At 58.1% G+C, this 15068-nt stretch carries 11 protein-coding genes; 5 read left to right on the top strand and 6 right to left on the bottom strand.

From position 1 onward, the window contains the following. Positions 1-499: 499 nt before the first annotated feature. The 5 genes from LAP85_12005 to LAP85_11985 all read right to left on the bottom strand — a co-directional run bounded on the left by LAP85_12005 (position 500) and on the right by LAP85_11985 (position 7102). Positions 500-2602, bottom strand: coding sequence for a hypothetical protein (locus tag LAP85_12005; GenBank protein ID MBZ5497119.1), 2103 nt, complete (start codon positions 2600-2602; stop codon positions 500-502). A gap of 23 nt (positions 2603-2625) precedes the next feature. Further along, complete coding sequence (locus LAP85_12000; protein ID MBZ5497118.1) at positions 2626-3549, bottom strand: DmsE family decaheme c-type cytochrome; 924 nt, start codon at positions 3547-3549, stop codon at positions 2626-2628. 8 nt (positions 3550-3557) lie between these two features. Beyond that, a complete protein-coding gene (locus LAP85_11995; protein ID MBZ5497117.1) occupies positions 3558-5822 on the bottom strand; it encodes an OmcA/MtrC family decaheme c-type cytochrome in 2265 nt (754 codons plus the stop codon). 343 nt (positions 5823-6165) lie between these two features. Continuing rightward, positions 6166-6417: a hypothetical protein gene (locus LAP85_11990; protein MBZ5497116.1), complete on the bottom strand. Its 252-nt coding sequence runs from the start codon at positions 6415-6417 to the stop codon at positions 6166-6168. Between the two features lie 136 nt (positions 6418-6553). Then, positions 6554-7102 carry an NUDIX hydrolase gene (locus LAP85_11985; protein ID MBZ5497115.1) on the bottom strand — a complete coding sequence of 183 codons (549 nt, stop codon included), beginning with the start codon at positions 7100-7102 and terminating at the stop codon, positions 6554-6556. A gap of 245 nt (positions 7103-7347) precedes the next feature. On the opposite strand from LAP85_11985, the gene LAP85_11980 reads away from it, so the two are divergent. Next, on the top strand, positions 7348-8046 hold the full coding sequence (locus tag LAP85_11980; GenBank protein MBZ5497114.1) for a response regulator: 699 nt from the start codon (positions 7348-7350) through the stop codon (positions 8044-8046). 230 nt (positions 8047-8276) lie between these two features. Here the strand turns inward: LAP85_11980 and LAP85_11975 are convergent, their stop codons facing one another. Next, positions 8277-10028 (bottom strand): PAS domain-containing protein, encoded by a 1752-nt coding sequence (locus LAP85_11975; GenBank protein MBZ5497113.1) that lies wholly within the window; start codon positions 10026-10028, stop codon positions 8277-8279. 499 nt (positions 10029-10527) lie between these two features. Here LAP85_11975 and LAP85_11970 point away from each other — a divergent pair, with 499 nt between their 5' ends. The 4 genes from LAP85_11970 to pstA all read left to right on the top strand — a co-directional run bounded on the left by LAP85_11970 (position 10528) and on the right by pstA (position 15066). Beyond that, positions 10528-12093, top strand: coding sequence for a hypothetical protein (locus LAP85_11970; GenBank protein MBZ5497112.1), 1566 nt, complete (start codon positions 10528-10530; stop codon positions 12091-12093). Between the two features lie 126 nt (positions 12094-12219). After that, positions 12220-13224, top strand: a complete 1005-nt coding sequence (pstS, locus tag LAP85_11965; GenBank protein ID MBZ5497111.1) for a phosphate ABC transporter substrate-binding protein PstS — start codon at positions 12220-12222, stop codon at positions 13222-13224. Position 13225: 1 nt separating this feature from the next. Further along, positions 13226-14215 (top strand): phosphate ABC transporter permease subunit PstC, encoded by a 990-nt coding sequence (gene pstC, locus LAP85_11960; GenBank protein MBZ5497110.1) that lies wholly within the window; start codon positions 13226-13228, stop codon positions 14213-14215. Further along, on the top strand, positions 14212-15066 hold the full coding sequence (gene pstA / locus LAP85_11955) for a phosphate ABC transporter permease PstA (GenBank protein MBZ5497109.1): 855 nt from the start codon (positions 14212-14214) through the stop codon (positions 15064-15066). Before pstC ends, pstA begins: the two co-directional genes overlap by 4 nt. The last annotated feature ends 2 nt before the right edge of the window (positions 15067-15068 follow it).

Here is a 15068-nt window from a genome sequence, read left to right as displayed (position 1 = left end):
CCATAACTGTAATCGTTTCATATTAAGCCATTGTAAACAAGTGGGATAAATGTTGCCAACAGCGAGCTCTGGGCGCTGGCACACTGGTTGCGTATTAATACCTTTGGATAGAGCAAATTACAACCCTAAGAAGGAGAATCGTTCCGACATACAAACCTCCTTTCCACCCTTAATACCCACCTACACCCGAGCGGCGCCCTTTCTCTTCCCGGGGAAAGGGCGCTGATATTTTTGGGGCATAGAAAACTCATAAATTATACTCCGCTTGAGAACAGATCAACCCCCGTCCTCACAAAAAAACAATCGGCAAGAATTTCACGGGTCTTACCGAATGTTATTCCTCCGCGGCTTTCGTAAAATCCGTCGATGTGTTGTTGAACAGGTTAACGATTAATTGGGTTGACTATGTGGCAGGTGTAGAACTCCCCTTCTCCGCAAGGAGAAGGGGAGGAGTTTCGTTGCGCCGGCTGAGCCGATCTACTGCAAGCGGCAGCCAGGCCTAGCGGGAGTAAACCAGAGAGAATGTGACCAGGTGGGTCTGGTAGTTCTCCAAACCGAACAGTTGCTGGTTGTATCCGAAATACTGCCAGCTGGGCTTGAACGCCAGGTTGTGACCCAGTGGCACCCAGAGGGAAACAAATGGCTGATGGAAGTCGAGCGGAAAGCTGCCCCGGTTGATGACGCCGCGATAACCCAACTCCACCTTTGAACCCTTGTAGATGCTGATTCCCATTCGGCCGCCAATTCCGGAAACGCGCTCGTCAAAAATCGAGTTCGTGGTCTGCAGGTTTTGCGGCAACACGATCAGGAGATCGGAGAACAGATCGGTGCGTGAGTAATCGACATTGATGCTGTACCGCTCATTGGGCTCATAGTTCAGGCCCACGATGTAGTTCTGGTCGTGTGACTTGAGTCCGATGTCGGGTGCATTATTTTTGTTGTGCCGGAGGCCGATCCTGCCGTTGAAGCTGAAGCCTTTCCAGGTGCCTACGCGCCAGTCGAGATTGATCTGATCGTAGTTGAACAGGTCCGTGCGGGTCAGGGCGCGATTGGTCTGGGTGTTTTCATAATCGGCCCCGAAACGCAACCATCCGCCGGGTCGATAAACCAGCCCCAGGATCCCAGTATTGCGCGAAGAGCTGGAGGTCGCGGTATCCTCGGAATCATTGTTGGTTACATCTACGAAGGTGTAGCGATGGCCAACGCGGGCGGCGAAGCCGTATCCGAGATCGATTTCCGCCTCCGCTTGATTGCGCACCTCGTTGTAGGCGAAGTTGGTGTTGAGAAGGTCGCTGACCGTGACATTAGTTTTCGGGCTGGGCCCGAAAAGCGAGGAGGCGTTGAGGAAGAGGGTGGAAAGAGCTGCCGCGCCGGAGATGTGATAGTCAAGAGTATCGACGTTGTCTGTCAGCGTGATGCGCGAGATGGGTGAGTACTCGATCAGGAAAGAGCCGTTGTGATTGGGGCTCTTGGCACGGCCGCTGAAACCATCGGCCGCGGCGCTATAGGCCAGGAAACTGCCGAGGTCGACGAAACCGCCGGTTCTGATTTCGCCCAGGCTGGAGTCCAGATCGCCCATGGTGTACATGTAGCGGCCGATCATGCGCAGATTCTGGAAAGGGGTGAACTTGGCGAGGACCTTGGTGGTGGGAAGCTTGGTCCGGCCGTGGTAGCCGCGATCGAGGGAATTGAGGGTGATGACGTTGCCGAGGAAGGTGGGGCTGCCCTCGTTGCCCTGGGGTTGGCCGGCATCGGTCATGCCTGTGTCGTTTCTCAGATAGCGGAAACCCTGCTCGACGGTGAGGTTGAGCAGGGGGAGGTTGAACTGAACGCCGCCGCGGACTTCATCTGCTGCGTACTTCCATTGGGTCTGGAGGAGGAATTCGTTCCCTGTCGAATCGACGGTTGTGAACCCGGGGCCGGCGGCGCTGTTGTGGGAATAGCCGACGAAGGGGACGATTTTGTGGTTGGGGAAGAGCCGGAGGTCGAAGTTCGACATGCGGTAGTTGGCGTTGAGGTTGTGCTGGGCGAAAGGATTGCCTTGGGCGAGCAAGGGATTGTCGATGCTGGAGATGAAGTTGTAATAGTTGAGGTTGCGGTAACTGGCTCGGAAATCGTATAGATCCATGCGGCCGAGGTTGAAGCGCACGGTGTTGTAGGGATCTCCCCAGTTATTGAGTGACAGGTCCATGCGGTCGAAGAGACCGGTGCCTGGGGTCGAGCGGAGTGTCACATAGGAACCCAGCAGCCGAGCGCCCTCGAAGAGGTTGACCTGGCTGCGGAACATCTGATCGTTGCCGCCGATGCCGGAGGACCAGCGGTAGCCGAACTCCACTTCGGAGTGGACATCGTAGGCGCCGATTTTGAGAGTTTCGGCCGCGACCGGTTTGGCCGGTGAGGCTGCCTGGGCGGCTTGTTTTTCTTCTTTGGCGCCCGCATCGGGAGCCGTGGCGGCTTCAGCCCCGCTCGCGGATGTGGATGGGAGGGACTGAGCGGGGAGAGGACCGACGGTGCCGGCAAGCAGAGCCAGCGCAAGCACTGGAAGCCCGACGAGAGGAAACCTGCAGCAGATGGGCTTGCGAAGACGGACAATGATATTCATGGCTTTAGCTCCTGCCTCCGGTTCTATTTGAAAAACAAGCGATCAAAATTGGAGCCGTGGATCATCACGTGACAGGTGGTGCAATTCTGGAACGTTGGGCTGTTCAGGTTGTGGAACGACGGCGGCTGCGACGTAAAGACTCGGGTGCTCACCGGGTTCGTGGCGTGGCACTCCAGGCACAGGGCGGTCATGGTGGAGCGCACCAGCATTTTGGGATTGTTGGAGCCGTGAGGCTCGTGGCAACCCTGGCAGCCGCGCATCCTGATGCCAGGATGCTCAAAGACAAAGGGCCCCTGTTTTTCGTTGTGGCATTTGAAGCAGATCTCCTGGCCGGAGAAGCTGGAACGAAGCTGCCGGCGGTCGATGCCGCTGTGGGGCTGATGGCAGTCGGTGCACTCGATCGCGTTTTCCTTCACCCTGTGATGGAACGGCTTCGAAAAATCGGTCTTCTGCTGGGTGTGGCAACTCATGCACAGATTGCTGGTCCGCTCCTTCAACATGGAAGTCAGGGGAGCGGCCTTGTGGGCGCTGTGGCAGTCGGCGCAGTTCAGCCCCTGCTTGGCATGGGTGCTGGCGCCGAAGCCGGTGACCTCGTGATCCTTTTTATGGCAGGCCAGGCACTGCTGGTTGTACGACTTGAAGGCCTTGCCTTTGAAACCGATGGTCTTGGATTTATCGCCGCCGCCATCAATGTGAGCCTTGCCGGGGCCGTGGCAGGATTCGCAGGGGTTGGCGACCTTATAGAGCGGGCTCTTCTCGAGGACGTCGTGCGTATTTTTGGCGAATGCGTTGACAACGTCCTCGTGACAAGCGGCGCAGTCCTGCATGGTGGTTCCGGATTGCTGGGGTGAGGCCCCGGCCAGCAACCCACCCGGATTGCCGGCCAGAGCCCCGATCACGAAAGCTGCGAACAGGAGCAGCAATTTCGAACCGCGCGAAAGTGTCATATTAGCCTCTAGCGAGCGTGGACTTGTGTGACTGCGAAGTCTGCGCCTTCCTTATGACATACCGGGCAGGACTCGGCTGTTACGGCGCTACCACCGAAGGTGGTGGTGTTGAGGAATGCATGGGCTGCCGTCGAAACGGAGTCATGGCATGCCAGACAGGCTGCCGCGATCGGCTGTGTCGGAGTCCAATACCAATTGGGCGTAGCTACGGCGATATTGGTGGCCGGCAGTGGCACCTGATAAGAAGTGCCCACATGGCATTTAGCACAGTTGCGCCGATCCCCAGGATAGAGGACTTCCTGGAAGTTCGTGCCGCCAACGACATAGGGATTGATCAGATTCTCTCCGGTATGGATCCTGTGGACCATAACCTGGAAGGAAATGGGCGTGGCCGCCGCGCCCGATCCCGCCAGAAATCCCGGATTATGGCAGATGCCGCACACGATCTGGTTGCGGCCGCCGCCATGGAATGTGGAGTTGTCGAAGCTTCCCGTCCCCAGCGCTTCATGACATTGGTTGCATTTGTCAATCGACACGATCGTGCGCCTCTCCACCGGGGTCTTATCCGTGACGGCGACGTAGGTCACCGTATTCGGCGCGGCATCGGTTTGATTGGCGGTCAGGATCTTGGGATCGCCGTTCTTTACCAAGGGCGAAGCCAGGCGCGCTTCCGTTTCCATCACCCAAGTGCCTGTGGCGGTGGCTGGAATCGTATATTTGAATGTGTAGGTTGCGACACCGTTGACATAGACAGGGAAGTTGGTAATGGTCTCGGATGCCCGCGTCGTGCTCAGATAATCGGTGGTCGGGCCGGCAATGTTGACCCTCAGGGTCCTGCCGGAGCCGGTAAACAGTGACGGTGCCAACAAGTTTTTATTCTTGTCGGTGATCGTGAACTGCATGACCGGGTTCTGGCCCGGAGCGGTGTTGGTGATGCTGAGTACCTTGACCGTGGGGTTCAGGAGCTGCGTCGATTTGTAGGGAACCGTATGAGCCCCCGCTACCGATGCGTCAAATTCGAACTGCCCCTGCGGCTGATGGCAGGAAGCGCACTGCGAATTGTCGGTGTAGGCTCCGGCTACGTGGTTCAAGCCGGTGGCGAAGTTGATGTCATCATGGCATGATCCGCACGCTTCGATGCTGGGCTGCAACATCCAGGCGTTAACCTGCGCCCCGGCTGTATGGCATGTGTCGCAGTTGCGGATGTCCTGCGGGAAGGCTACCCCGGAGAAGTCGGAGGTGCCGTGGCTGGTGATGAACTGATAGGTACCGCCCGCCACAACGCTGGGCAGGCTGGAGCCCCTGTGGATCTTGTGAATCATCACCTTCATGTCCGCAGTATTGCCCGTCTGGACATTTGTGGTTTGTTGAGTGTGGCACAGAATACAGATCTCCACGGCCTGCCGTCCCGTCGAACCGTGGGCGGACAGCGGATCGTGGCAGGTGTCATTACAGGAGTTCTTTGTCAGCACAATCTGATGGATCTGGGTGACCGCCGAGCCGTTTGGGACGAAATCCTTGGTCACGTTCGATACATACAGGCTGAGGCCGAACTCCGTAAGGTCGCGCGTGGCGTAGATGCCGAGCGTGTGCGTCGCCGCGGTATTATAGTTGGCGGGCAGCGTGGTGCCGAACCTGTAAGTATAAACACCATCATTCAGGCCCGAGGGCGTATAGGCTCCCCCCGAATCCGTGCCCGCCTGGGCCATTGTTATGCCGTTCGCGGTGCTGTTCCGGGTGCTGTAGTCGACATAGTCCGTGACCTTCGCTGTGCTCGGAGGCAAATATGCCAGGATGAAACTGGCGCTGACGCTGCCTGGTGTCAATATCCCGGAACGATCGAGCGGCTGTCCGCCATTGTCGGTGATCTTGATCGTAGCCACCGGGCGGCGGTCTGCAGGAATGGTCACGCCCAGTATCGTGAAGTTGAGCCCGGGGCGGATGTATGCAACTTCATTCGCAGAAAGGTAGTAGGCCTTCTCTGAAGCAGAATAGGCCTGGGCATCGTTCTGCAGGGCCGGATTGGTCTGTTCCCCACTCGACAAAGACGTGTGGGACGCCTGCACCGCAGCGTGGGCGAGGCCACCGCTCCGCGCCACAGACAGGGCTGAATCCGTATCCTGCAAAACAGTTCGTGCCTGCGCACCCCGCTGCAAGACAGGCTCAGTCCCGTCATTCCTTGCTCGAACCTGAGCAACAATCGCGTAAGTAGCGACCAGGAAGAACAGTACCGACATCATTACTATCTTCGGGGTCTTGTTACTGGTTTTCATAATGCCTCCAAAAAATCACCATTGACAGCACAACCTCGGAAAAAGCGCAGAGGTATCGGGTAGTGATAAGCAATTTTCACTCCGTTTGTGCTCAAATTCACATGACTGATGTAAATTTCAGCAGTTGAATATGTTGCGGATCTAAACAGACAAGGGTAGGATATCAGCAGTTTGCCCAGGTGGGTTAAATCCCACAGCCTGTGGGCGTAACCCCTCGGTCAGCTGGGCACATGTCCCGCCATCCACTTGAGTTAGCGAACCGGATGTTTTTGCCCGTGAAGTCAGGGGACGAAGATTCAGTCACTGAATCCTCGATGAATAGTCACACAAGTGTCATTGCTGATCAGAGAGAGGTCGGGGTCTTTTTCCGATAGATTTTGAAAATGGCGCCGTGATCCACCTGGTCGGCAAGCCAGCAGATGTCGGCGCAGCCGACCGACACGCTGTAGCCCATGTCCGAATGGGGTATGCCGACTTCCTCCCAGCCCTTTTCCAGAGCCAGGATCTCGGCGGCCAGTTTCTCGATCTCTGCCGGAGCGAGGTTGTTGCGCAGCCGGTTTTGCAGCAGTTCGGTCAATTCCTTGCCGGGCATCATTTGTTATTCACCTCAAATAAATAAGAAAACAACATACCATATTTCCTCTTCAAATTCGGCGGGGCTTCAGAACGCAAAGCCCTAAAGGCTCGATCCCCTATAAGCCTTGGAGCCTGAGAGTGGCGGTGGTTTCCTCTCAACCCGGAAAGAACCGGAGCGATTTTGCCGCCATGCGTGTGATAGATTCTTCGCTGGACCAATGGCGGATTTCGATGAGCTTCACCCAGGACAATGCCTTGGACTCGCTGCTCACTCGCAGCGGGAGGTCGCGATCGGCTTCCATCAGGTAGCGGATATCGTAATGGAAATGTTCCGGCCGGCATTCCCGGGCCGGGATCAGGTGAACGTCCACATCGAAGATCCTGTCCGACAGAGGGCGGATCCCGGTCAGCCCGGATTCCTCGCGGGCCTCGCGCAGCGCGACGGCCAGCGGATGCGTCTCTCCCTCCGCGTGGCCGCCGAGTTGAAGCCACTTGTCGAGCTTGAGGTGATGCGTAAGCAACACATGCTCGCGCGCGAAATCCAGGATCCACGCTGCGCCTGTGATGTGTCCCTCCGGCAGCGCGGGAGAAAAGCACTCCGGGTTCTCCTCCACGAAGCGCTGCAACCGCGCCAGCATCCGGCGCTCGGTCTCATCAAATGGCTGATGGGCAGCCAATTCTTTCAGCAGCAACTCTCTGTGCATGGTCCAAACCTTTATCAAATCTTAACGGGAAAATCGTCAGAGTCTAACAGAGCCCCGCAAGAATGTCTCTTGGCCCCGGGAGGCAAGGTGAGGAAAATGTGTGCGTGAGCGGATTCTCCTGCTGGGTTTTGCCCTCTTTTGCATCCGGATGTGGTTGAGAATCGGGGACCGGTTCACAGTACAAATCCGTTATATTGAAGGTTAGAGTACAATTTCTGAATGTTTCCCGGGATTCGAGGACGACCATGCCAAAGAGAACAATCCTCGCTATAGATGACGAGAAAGATCTTATCGAATTGGTGCGCTACAACCTCGAAAAGGAAGGTTTTCAGGTTAAAGGAGCGCTTGACGGTGAGACCGGCCTGGCCATGGCGCTGCAGGAGTTGCCGGATGTGGTGCTCGTGGACCTGATGCTGCCCGGGATCGATGGCCTGGAAGTGTGCCGCCGGCTCAGGTCCGACAGCCGGACGGCGGGCATCCCGTTGATCATGCTGACCGCGAAGTCGGGCGAATCCGATCGCATCGTAGGCCTGGAGCTGGGAGCGGATGATTATGTGACCAAGCCCTTCAGCCCCCGCGAGCTGACCGCCCGGGTCAGGGCGCTGCTGCGTCGCGCGGCCGGCCGCACCGAACCTCCGGCGCAGCTTCGACGCGAGGGTCTTCTCATCGACCTGGATCGGCGTGAAGTGACCTGCGGGGATGAAGCACTTGTGCTGACTGCCACCGAGTTCCGGTTATTGCATTTTCTGGCCGCCCACCCCGGGCGCGTGTTCTCGCGCGGCGAGCTGATCGACAATGTGCTGGGGCGGGATGTTGAAGTCCTCGATCGCACCGTCGATGTTCACGTCATGGCATTGAGGAAGAAGATGGGGGATCTCGGCGACCTGATCGAGACGGTCCGCGGGTTCGGTTACAGATTTCGACCGGACGAAGAATCCATCTAGCCTGAATTACTCATGAGGCAAAAGCTCCTGCACACCGACCCAGACGGAACGGTCGGCGTCGGTCAGCGTTTTTCCGCGTCCAAAACTTCATTTTGTTCGCATATTCATGAATAATCCGGGCTCGAAGCGATGCCGGATGACAGGGGCAAAATGACGAGGTTTTCATTCGGCATGCACCTTCCGCACCGACACGCCATTACCGCTGTGATACCGCCGAGGTCATGATCGGATTACGCGCGCGGGAGGAACACATAAAAGGTAGACCCATGGCCCACCGCACTCTCGACCTCGATACGGCCTCCATGGGCCTCCACGAGGTGTTTGGCTATGGAAAGCCCGAGCCCGGTTCCCCCTAGCTCACGCGACCGGGCCTCATCGACTCGATAGAATCTTTCGAATATCCTCTCCTGCTCCGCCTTGGGGATGCCGATTCCCGTGTCCGCAACCGACAGGACGACTTCTTCACCCTCGACACAGGCTTTCACCTTGACCTTTCCTCCGGGCTTTGAATACTGCACGGCATTATCGAGTAAGTTCTGGAGTACCTCCTGCAAAGATCGGAGATCCCCGATTACCGTCGGCAAGTCGGGGCTGCAGTCTGCTTCGAGAGCCACATCCTTCGGGTCCGCCTTGATGCGGGTGGTGTCGAGACAAGACTGAACGACCTCACGCACGGCGACGGGCCTGAATTCCAGATCGAGCCTTCCGGCCTCGATCCGGGCCAGCTTGAGCAGATCATCAGTCAGGCGGTCAAGGCGCCTGGCATTTTCGAGAATGATCTCCAGGAACCGGCTCTTGCTTCGGCCGTCTTCCAGCGCCCCAGCCAACAAGGTTTCGGCGAATCCTTGAATGGCGGTGAGCGGCGTCTTGAACTCATGGGAGACGTTGGCCACGAAGTCGCGACGCGCCCGCTCGAGCCTGCGAATTTCGCTGATGTCATGCAGGACCACCACGGCGCCTGCGGTCGACCCATCCGAGTGCACGGGCGTGACCGTCACCGCGAAGTTCCGCGTCCGAATCGAGCCTAACACCAATTCGCTTCGTACCGCTTCATTACCGGCGAGCGCCTGCCGGATGAGAGCCAGCAGGTCCGAATGCCTGGTTATTTCGATCACGGGGCGATCCGCGTGCGGGTGATTCTGGATCTCCAACGTGCGGCGGAAGGCCGCGTTACAATAGATCACGCGTTGGTTGGGGCCGATCACGGCGACGCCCTCCACCATGCTGGCAAGAATGGCGGCAGACTGGTTGCGCTCTTCGGTCAAGGTTTGAATCGTATCGTTCAGCCGCGCTGCAGTCCGATTCAGGGTACCGGCGAGGTCGGCCAGTTCGTCCCCCTTGAGATCCACAGGCAGGGGATTGAAATCGCCTGCAGCCACTCTGTGAGAAAACTCCTTCAGACGTTCGATGCGAGTGGAAATGGTTCGGAAAAAGAGGAGGGAAGCGCTGCCTGCCAGAATCAGGATTGCGAAAGAGGCGCCCCAGAGGCGGCGGCGAAAACTGACCAGAGCTTCGTCCAGGCGGTGGAGCGGCACCGCCAACCGGATTACGAACGGCGTTCCCTCCGCGGTCTGCCAGCGTGAGGCGAGATAGACCAAGTCGTGGCCGAGGGTAGAACTGAAGCGAACGGCGCGGCCCGTGCCGGTATCCAGCGCTTCCCTTACCTCCGGCCGCCCCGCGTGATTTTCCATCGTGAGCGGATCTTGCTCGGAGTCCGCCAGCACCTTCCCGTTTTGGGCCACCAGAGTGACGCGAGTCCCGCTCTGAGCGATCCAGGCTGCCCATTCCCTGAGCGCGGGGTCGCTCTCCAGCGGTGGCGGATGGTTATGTGCGAGACGGGTCAGTGCCGCCAGCTCAGAAAAAGCGGCGCTGAGATACTCCTGCCGCAGCGTGTAGACGACATACATATCCACGGCCAGGAGGACAAGCAGCAACAGCACAATGTGAACGAGTCCGAATTTCCAAAACAGTCGCTTTTTCACGGGCTTGGCCCAGGGTTTAGATGTAGCGCCGGCCGCCTCTGAGATCGCCGGGGCCACTCCAGATACCATCACATCACGGCACGTGAGCCAAAAGACTCACACACCCTGCCGGCGCGGCGGGCGGCAGAAGGCTCAGGCCCATCAATAGTATCAAATCCGGATGTTCCGGCGAGCCTGCGCCTGAAGTGCGGATGTCCGGCAAAACCAATTAGCATCGTGAGCGGAACGGCAGGACACGCACCTCCGCTCTAATACAGATTTCATCAAAACATAACTTCCCGTTCATCGCCACCTAACAATCAGACCCTATGCTCAATGTCCTGGTGAGCGCTCAGGGATGAATCCGGTCGCATCAGTTCAGCCGGAGCTCCGATCGAATGATTGAGCGGTCCTGGAACAGGCGGTCATTCGTGAAGGCTATGTCCCGACTTCTTTATTTTCCCAGCTTGTCGTGGCTTTGGCGCTCCATCGACAAGCCGGCCACTGACAGGAGCGATGGATGGGCGATTCGTTCATTTCAAATTTGAAATACACTCTTTGCACGGTTTCTCTTCTGCTCGTCGTTTCGACGGCGGCGGCGTCGGACGCGCAGGATAAGACCACGTCGGCGGGCAAAAGGGATCCGGTGGATTCCGCTAAATCCAGCCCACCTGCAACCGATGCGGTAACCGGCATGCCTCCCATGGCCTCTGCAGCTTCGGCCGCGGCGCCACAGCCGGAAGCACCGAAACCTCAAGCGTCGACTGCACCCGAATCCTCACCCCTCCAATTTCGCATTGGCACCGCCTACATCACGCCACTCGGGTTCCTCGACATGACCGACGTTTTTCGCAGCACAGCGCCCGGAAGCGGCATCGGCACAAATTTCGGCAGTATACCGTTTGGGAATAACACCGCGGGACAGTTGACGGAGAATCGAATGAGCGCGCAGAACTCGCGCATAGGCGCCCGTGTGGATGCGACGGTAAAGGGCGCGAATGTCACGGCCTATTGGGAGTCGGACTTTCTCGGCTTTGTTCCCACGAATGCAGCCGTCAGCACCAACAGCGATACCTTCCGGCTGCGGCTCTACTGGGTTGACGTAAAAAAGGGAAGATGGGAGATGTTGGGCGGCCAGTCGTGGAGCATGATCACCCCGGGCCGGAAAGGGATCTCGCCGGTGCCGGCCGACGTGTTCTACTCCCAAGTCATCGATGTGAACTATCAGCTCGGTCTGACCTTCAGCCGCGATCCGCAGTTCCGCCTCGTGTATCACCCGAGTGAGGCTGTTGCGATGGGCATCTCGCTCGAAAGCTCGGAACAGTACATTGGGGGATCCGCCGGCGGAGGCCAGATTACCTTGCCGAGCGCTCTGGTTGCGCCCTATGCGTCGCAGTTGAACAACGGCGGGACGACCCTCAGCGTCCCCGGCGTTCACCCTGATATCGTCGCAAAAATCGCCTTCGATCCCAAGCTCAAGGGCGGACGCGCACTGCACTTCGAAATTGGCGGCACGGCACGGACGTTTCGCGTGTTCAATCCCTTGAACAACCAGCACTTTACCGATTCCGGCGTGGGCGGGCAGGCGAACCTGAACCTCGAGGTGTTCAAAGGTTTCCGCCTCCTGACCAACAACTACTGGAGCGACGGCGGCGGCCGCTGGATCTTCGGCCAGGCCCCCGATCTCATCGTGCGCAGCGACGGCAGCCTTTCACCCGTGCACTCGAGTTCCACGGTTTCGGGCCTGGAGTTCACGAGCAAGAACACGCTTCTCTATGCATATTATGGCGGTGTTTACATCGGGCGCAACGCCACCTTGGACACATCCACCGGCAAATTTGTCGGATATGGATATCCCGGATCACCCAACAGCCAGAACCGCTCGATTCAGGAAGGAACCTTGGGCTTCACCCAGACCTTCTGGAAGGATGCCAAGTACGGATCGCTTTCCCTGATGGGCCAGTATTCTTACCTGGTCCGCAATCCCTGGGTCACAGCGCCGGGCAGCCCCAGGAATGCCAAGACCAACATCGTTTTCATCAATCTTCGCTACGCCCTGCCGGGATCGGCGCCGGCGTTGAAGTAGCTGTCGGCTTGGTAACGGACAGGCTTTCAAAGGAGTCTGCAAAACAATATTCGAAATTATCGCCAAGGAGATGAAAGAACGGCAATGAAGACATTCTACTGGAGAACTCTGGTTGTGCCGGCGTTGATGGCAGTTGCCCTCGGGGTGTGCGCGATGCTGTGTTTGAGCCAGACGCTGATCAACGGCGCGGGAGCCACATTTCCCAATCCGATTTATTCGAAGTGGTTCAACGAGTATCACAAGCTTCACCCGGAGATTCAGATCAACTACCAATCGCTCGGCTCAGGCGCAGGCATACGGCAGATCACGGAGGGTACCGTAGATTTCGGCGCCTCCGACGCCATCATGACCCCGGAACAATTGCAGGATTTTCAGAACAAGCGGGGTTGTGCCGTCCTTCACTTCCCCACGGTGCTCGGCGCCGTGGTCGTCACGTACCACGTGCCCGGAATCTCGGAGTCGTTGAACCTGACGCCCGACACGATTGCCGGCATATTCCTGGGCAAGATCACCAGGTGGAATGACCCTGCCATCGCATCGGCCAATCCGAAGGTGAAACTGCCCGGTGCTGATATCGTCGTGGTCCATCGGGCCGAAGCCAGTGGCACGACCTATTGCTGGACAGACTATCTATCCAAAGTCAGCGCAGAGTGGAACTCCAGAGTCGGCAAGGGCGCTGCAGTGAATTGGCCTGTTGGCCTGGGGGGCAAGGGCAATGAGGGAGTCACCGGGCAGGTCAAGCAGACGGCGGGAGCGATCGGCTACGTGGAACTGATCTATGCGGTTCAGAATCAGCTTCCTTACGCCAGCATCAAGAACGCCGAGGGTCGCTTCATCAAGCCGGACCTTGCCAGCGTCACCGCGGCTGCTGCCGGCGCCGCCAAGAGCATGCCGGATGATTTTCGGATCTCGATCACGAATTCCCCCGGCAAAGATGCCTACCCGATCTCGACATTCACCTGGCTCCTGGTCCCGGAGAAGATCGAGGACAAGACAAAGCTCAAGGTCATCACCGATTTCCTGCACTGGATGCTTACCTCAGGGCAGTCAATGACCGAGAGCCTGAGCTATGCCATGCTTCCAAAGGAAGTGGTGGCAAAGGAAATGAAAGCGATTGCCAAAGTGAAATAGGATGGCGACATCGGCCAGTATCAGTCAGGACAGGCGGCCCTCGGGGCGGGCTTCGGGTGTCCCGGCCCGGGGGTTCCTGCGGCGCGCCCTGAGCGGAGACCGCATCGCCTACGGCATTGTTTTTTCCAGCGCCTCGGCCATTGTGGCGCTCACGGTCTTGCTTGTTTACGAGTTGTGGCTGCATTCGGCGCTTGCTCGCCACAAGTTCGGCTGGGGCTTTCTTTTCACGCAAACCTGGGACCCCATCGCCGGCCATTTCGGCGCGCTGCCTTTCATATATGGAACCGTAGTTACGTCCGCCCTGGCGCTTGTGTTTGCGATTCCGCTGGGCGTGGGCGCCGCCATCTTCCTGGCCGAGCTCGCTCCGCCGAGGGTTTCCGATGCCCTGACGTTCCTGATTGAACTGCTGGCCGCGGTTCCGAGCGTCATCATTGGGCTCGTCGGCATCTTTGTGCTGGTTCCCGTCCTGCAAGAGGCGGTTCCCGTCTTGAAATCCGTCCTCGGATTTCTTCCGATTTTCTCCGGCGCCTTTTATGGCGTGAGCATCTTCACCGCCGGCGTGCTCCTGTCGGTAATGATCGTACCCTTTATCATCTCCATATCCCGCGAGGTCCTGCTCGCTGTGCCAAGAGACCTACGCGAGGCGGCGCTGGCTTTGGGGGCGACGAGATGGGAGTCGACCTGGCAAGTGGTCATCCCATGCGCGCGCAGTGGAATTGTGGGCTCGATTTTCCTGGCTTTGGCGCGGACGCTGGGTGAAACCATGGCCGTGACCATGGTGATCGGAAACAGCCCGAAAATTTCGGCCTCACTGCTTGCTCCCGGTTACTCAATTGCCGCGGTCATCGCCAATGAGTTTGCCGAGGCCGCGGGCGACCTGTATTTGAGCTCGCTGATCGAGCTGGGATTGGTGCTGTTTGCGCTCACCATCATTATCAACGGAGCCGCGCGGCTGCTCATACTCACGACCACGGCAAAGGGGGCCCGATGATGAGGAGATTGTCGTTGCGCCGAAAAGCCGTTAACACCGTGATGCTGACCGCAACCGGGTTGTGCACTCTTCTTGCCATAAGTGTCCTATTCTATCTCATCGGCTACCTGCTGGTTAAAGGCGGGGGTGCCCTGAACTGGAGTTTCTTCACCAGGCTGCCGGTCCCGGTGGGAGAAACCGGCGGCGGGATGGCCAACGCAATCCTCGGCAGCGCCAAGGTACTGCTGCTTGCCGCCCTGATTGGAGTCCCCATCGGTTTTCTGGCGGGTGTCTACCTCTCGGAGTACGGTGGGGCGGCTTTCTCTTCCGTGGTTCGCTTTGTCACGGACCTGTTGAACGGAGTGCCTTCCATCGTCATGGGCATTTTTGTCTACACTCTGCTCATCTTAAGGATGAAGCACTTCTCTGCATTTGCCGGAGGGGTTGCTCTCGGGATCATGATGATTCCCATTGCGCTGCGGAGTACGGAGGAGTTTCTGCGCGCAGTCCCGGCGTCGTTGCGCGAAGGCGCGATGGCTCTCGGCGCCCCGAAATGGAGGACGATCGCAACTGTCGTGATTCCCGCGGCGTTTCGCGGAATCGTCTCCGGAATGATGTTGAATCTGGCGCGCGTCGCAGGTGAGACTGCGCCGCTGCTGTTCACAAGCCTGAATAACCAATTCTGGAGTTCGGGCTGGAATCAGCCTACCGCCACTCTGCCTGTCATGATTTTCACCTATGCCATCGCGCCGTATCCGGACTGGCATCGACAGGCCTGGGCCGCGGGTTTCCTGCTGTTGATGCTGGTGCTCCTTGTCAATGTGACCGCCCGGTCGATCCTCTCGACCGGCTTCTCCCACAAACCGAGATAAAG

Source organism: Terriglobia bacterium (assembly GCA_020072565.1).
GTDB lineage: Bacteria > Acidobacteriota > UBA6911 > UBA6911 > UBA6911 > JAFNAG01.
This window is presented reverse-complemented; position numbering and strand designations above follow the sequence as displayed.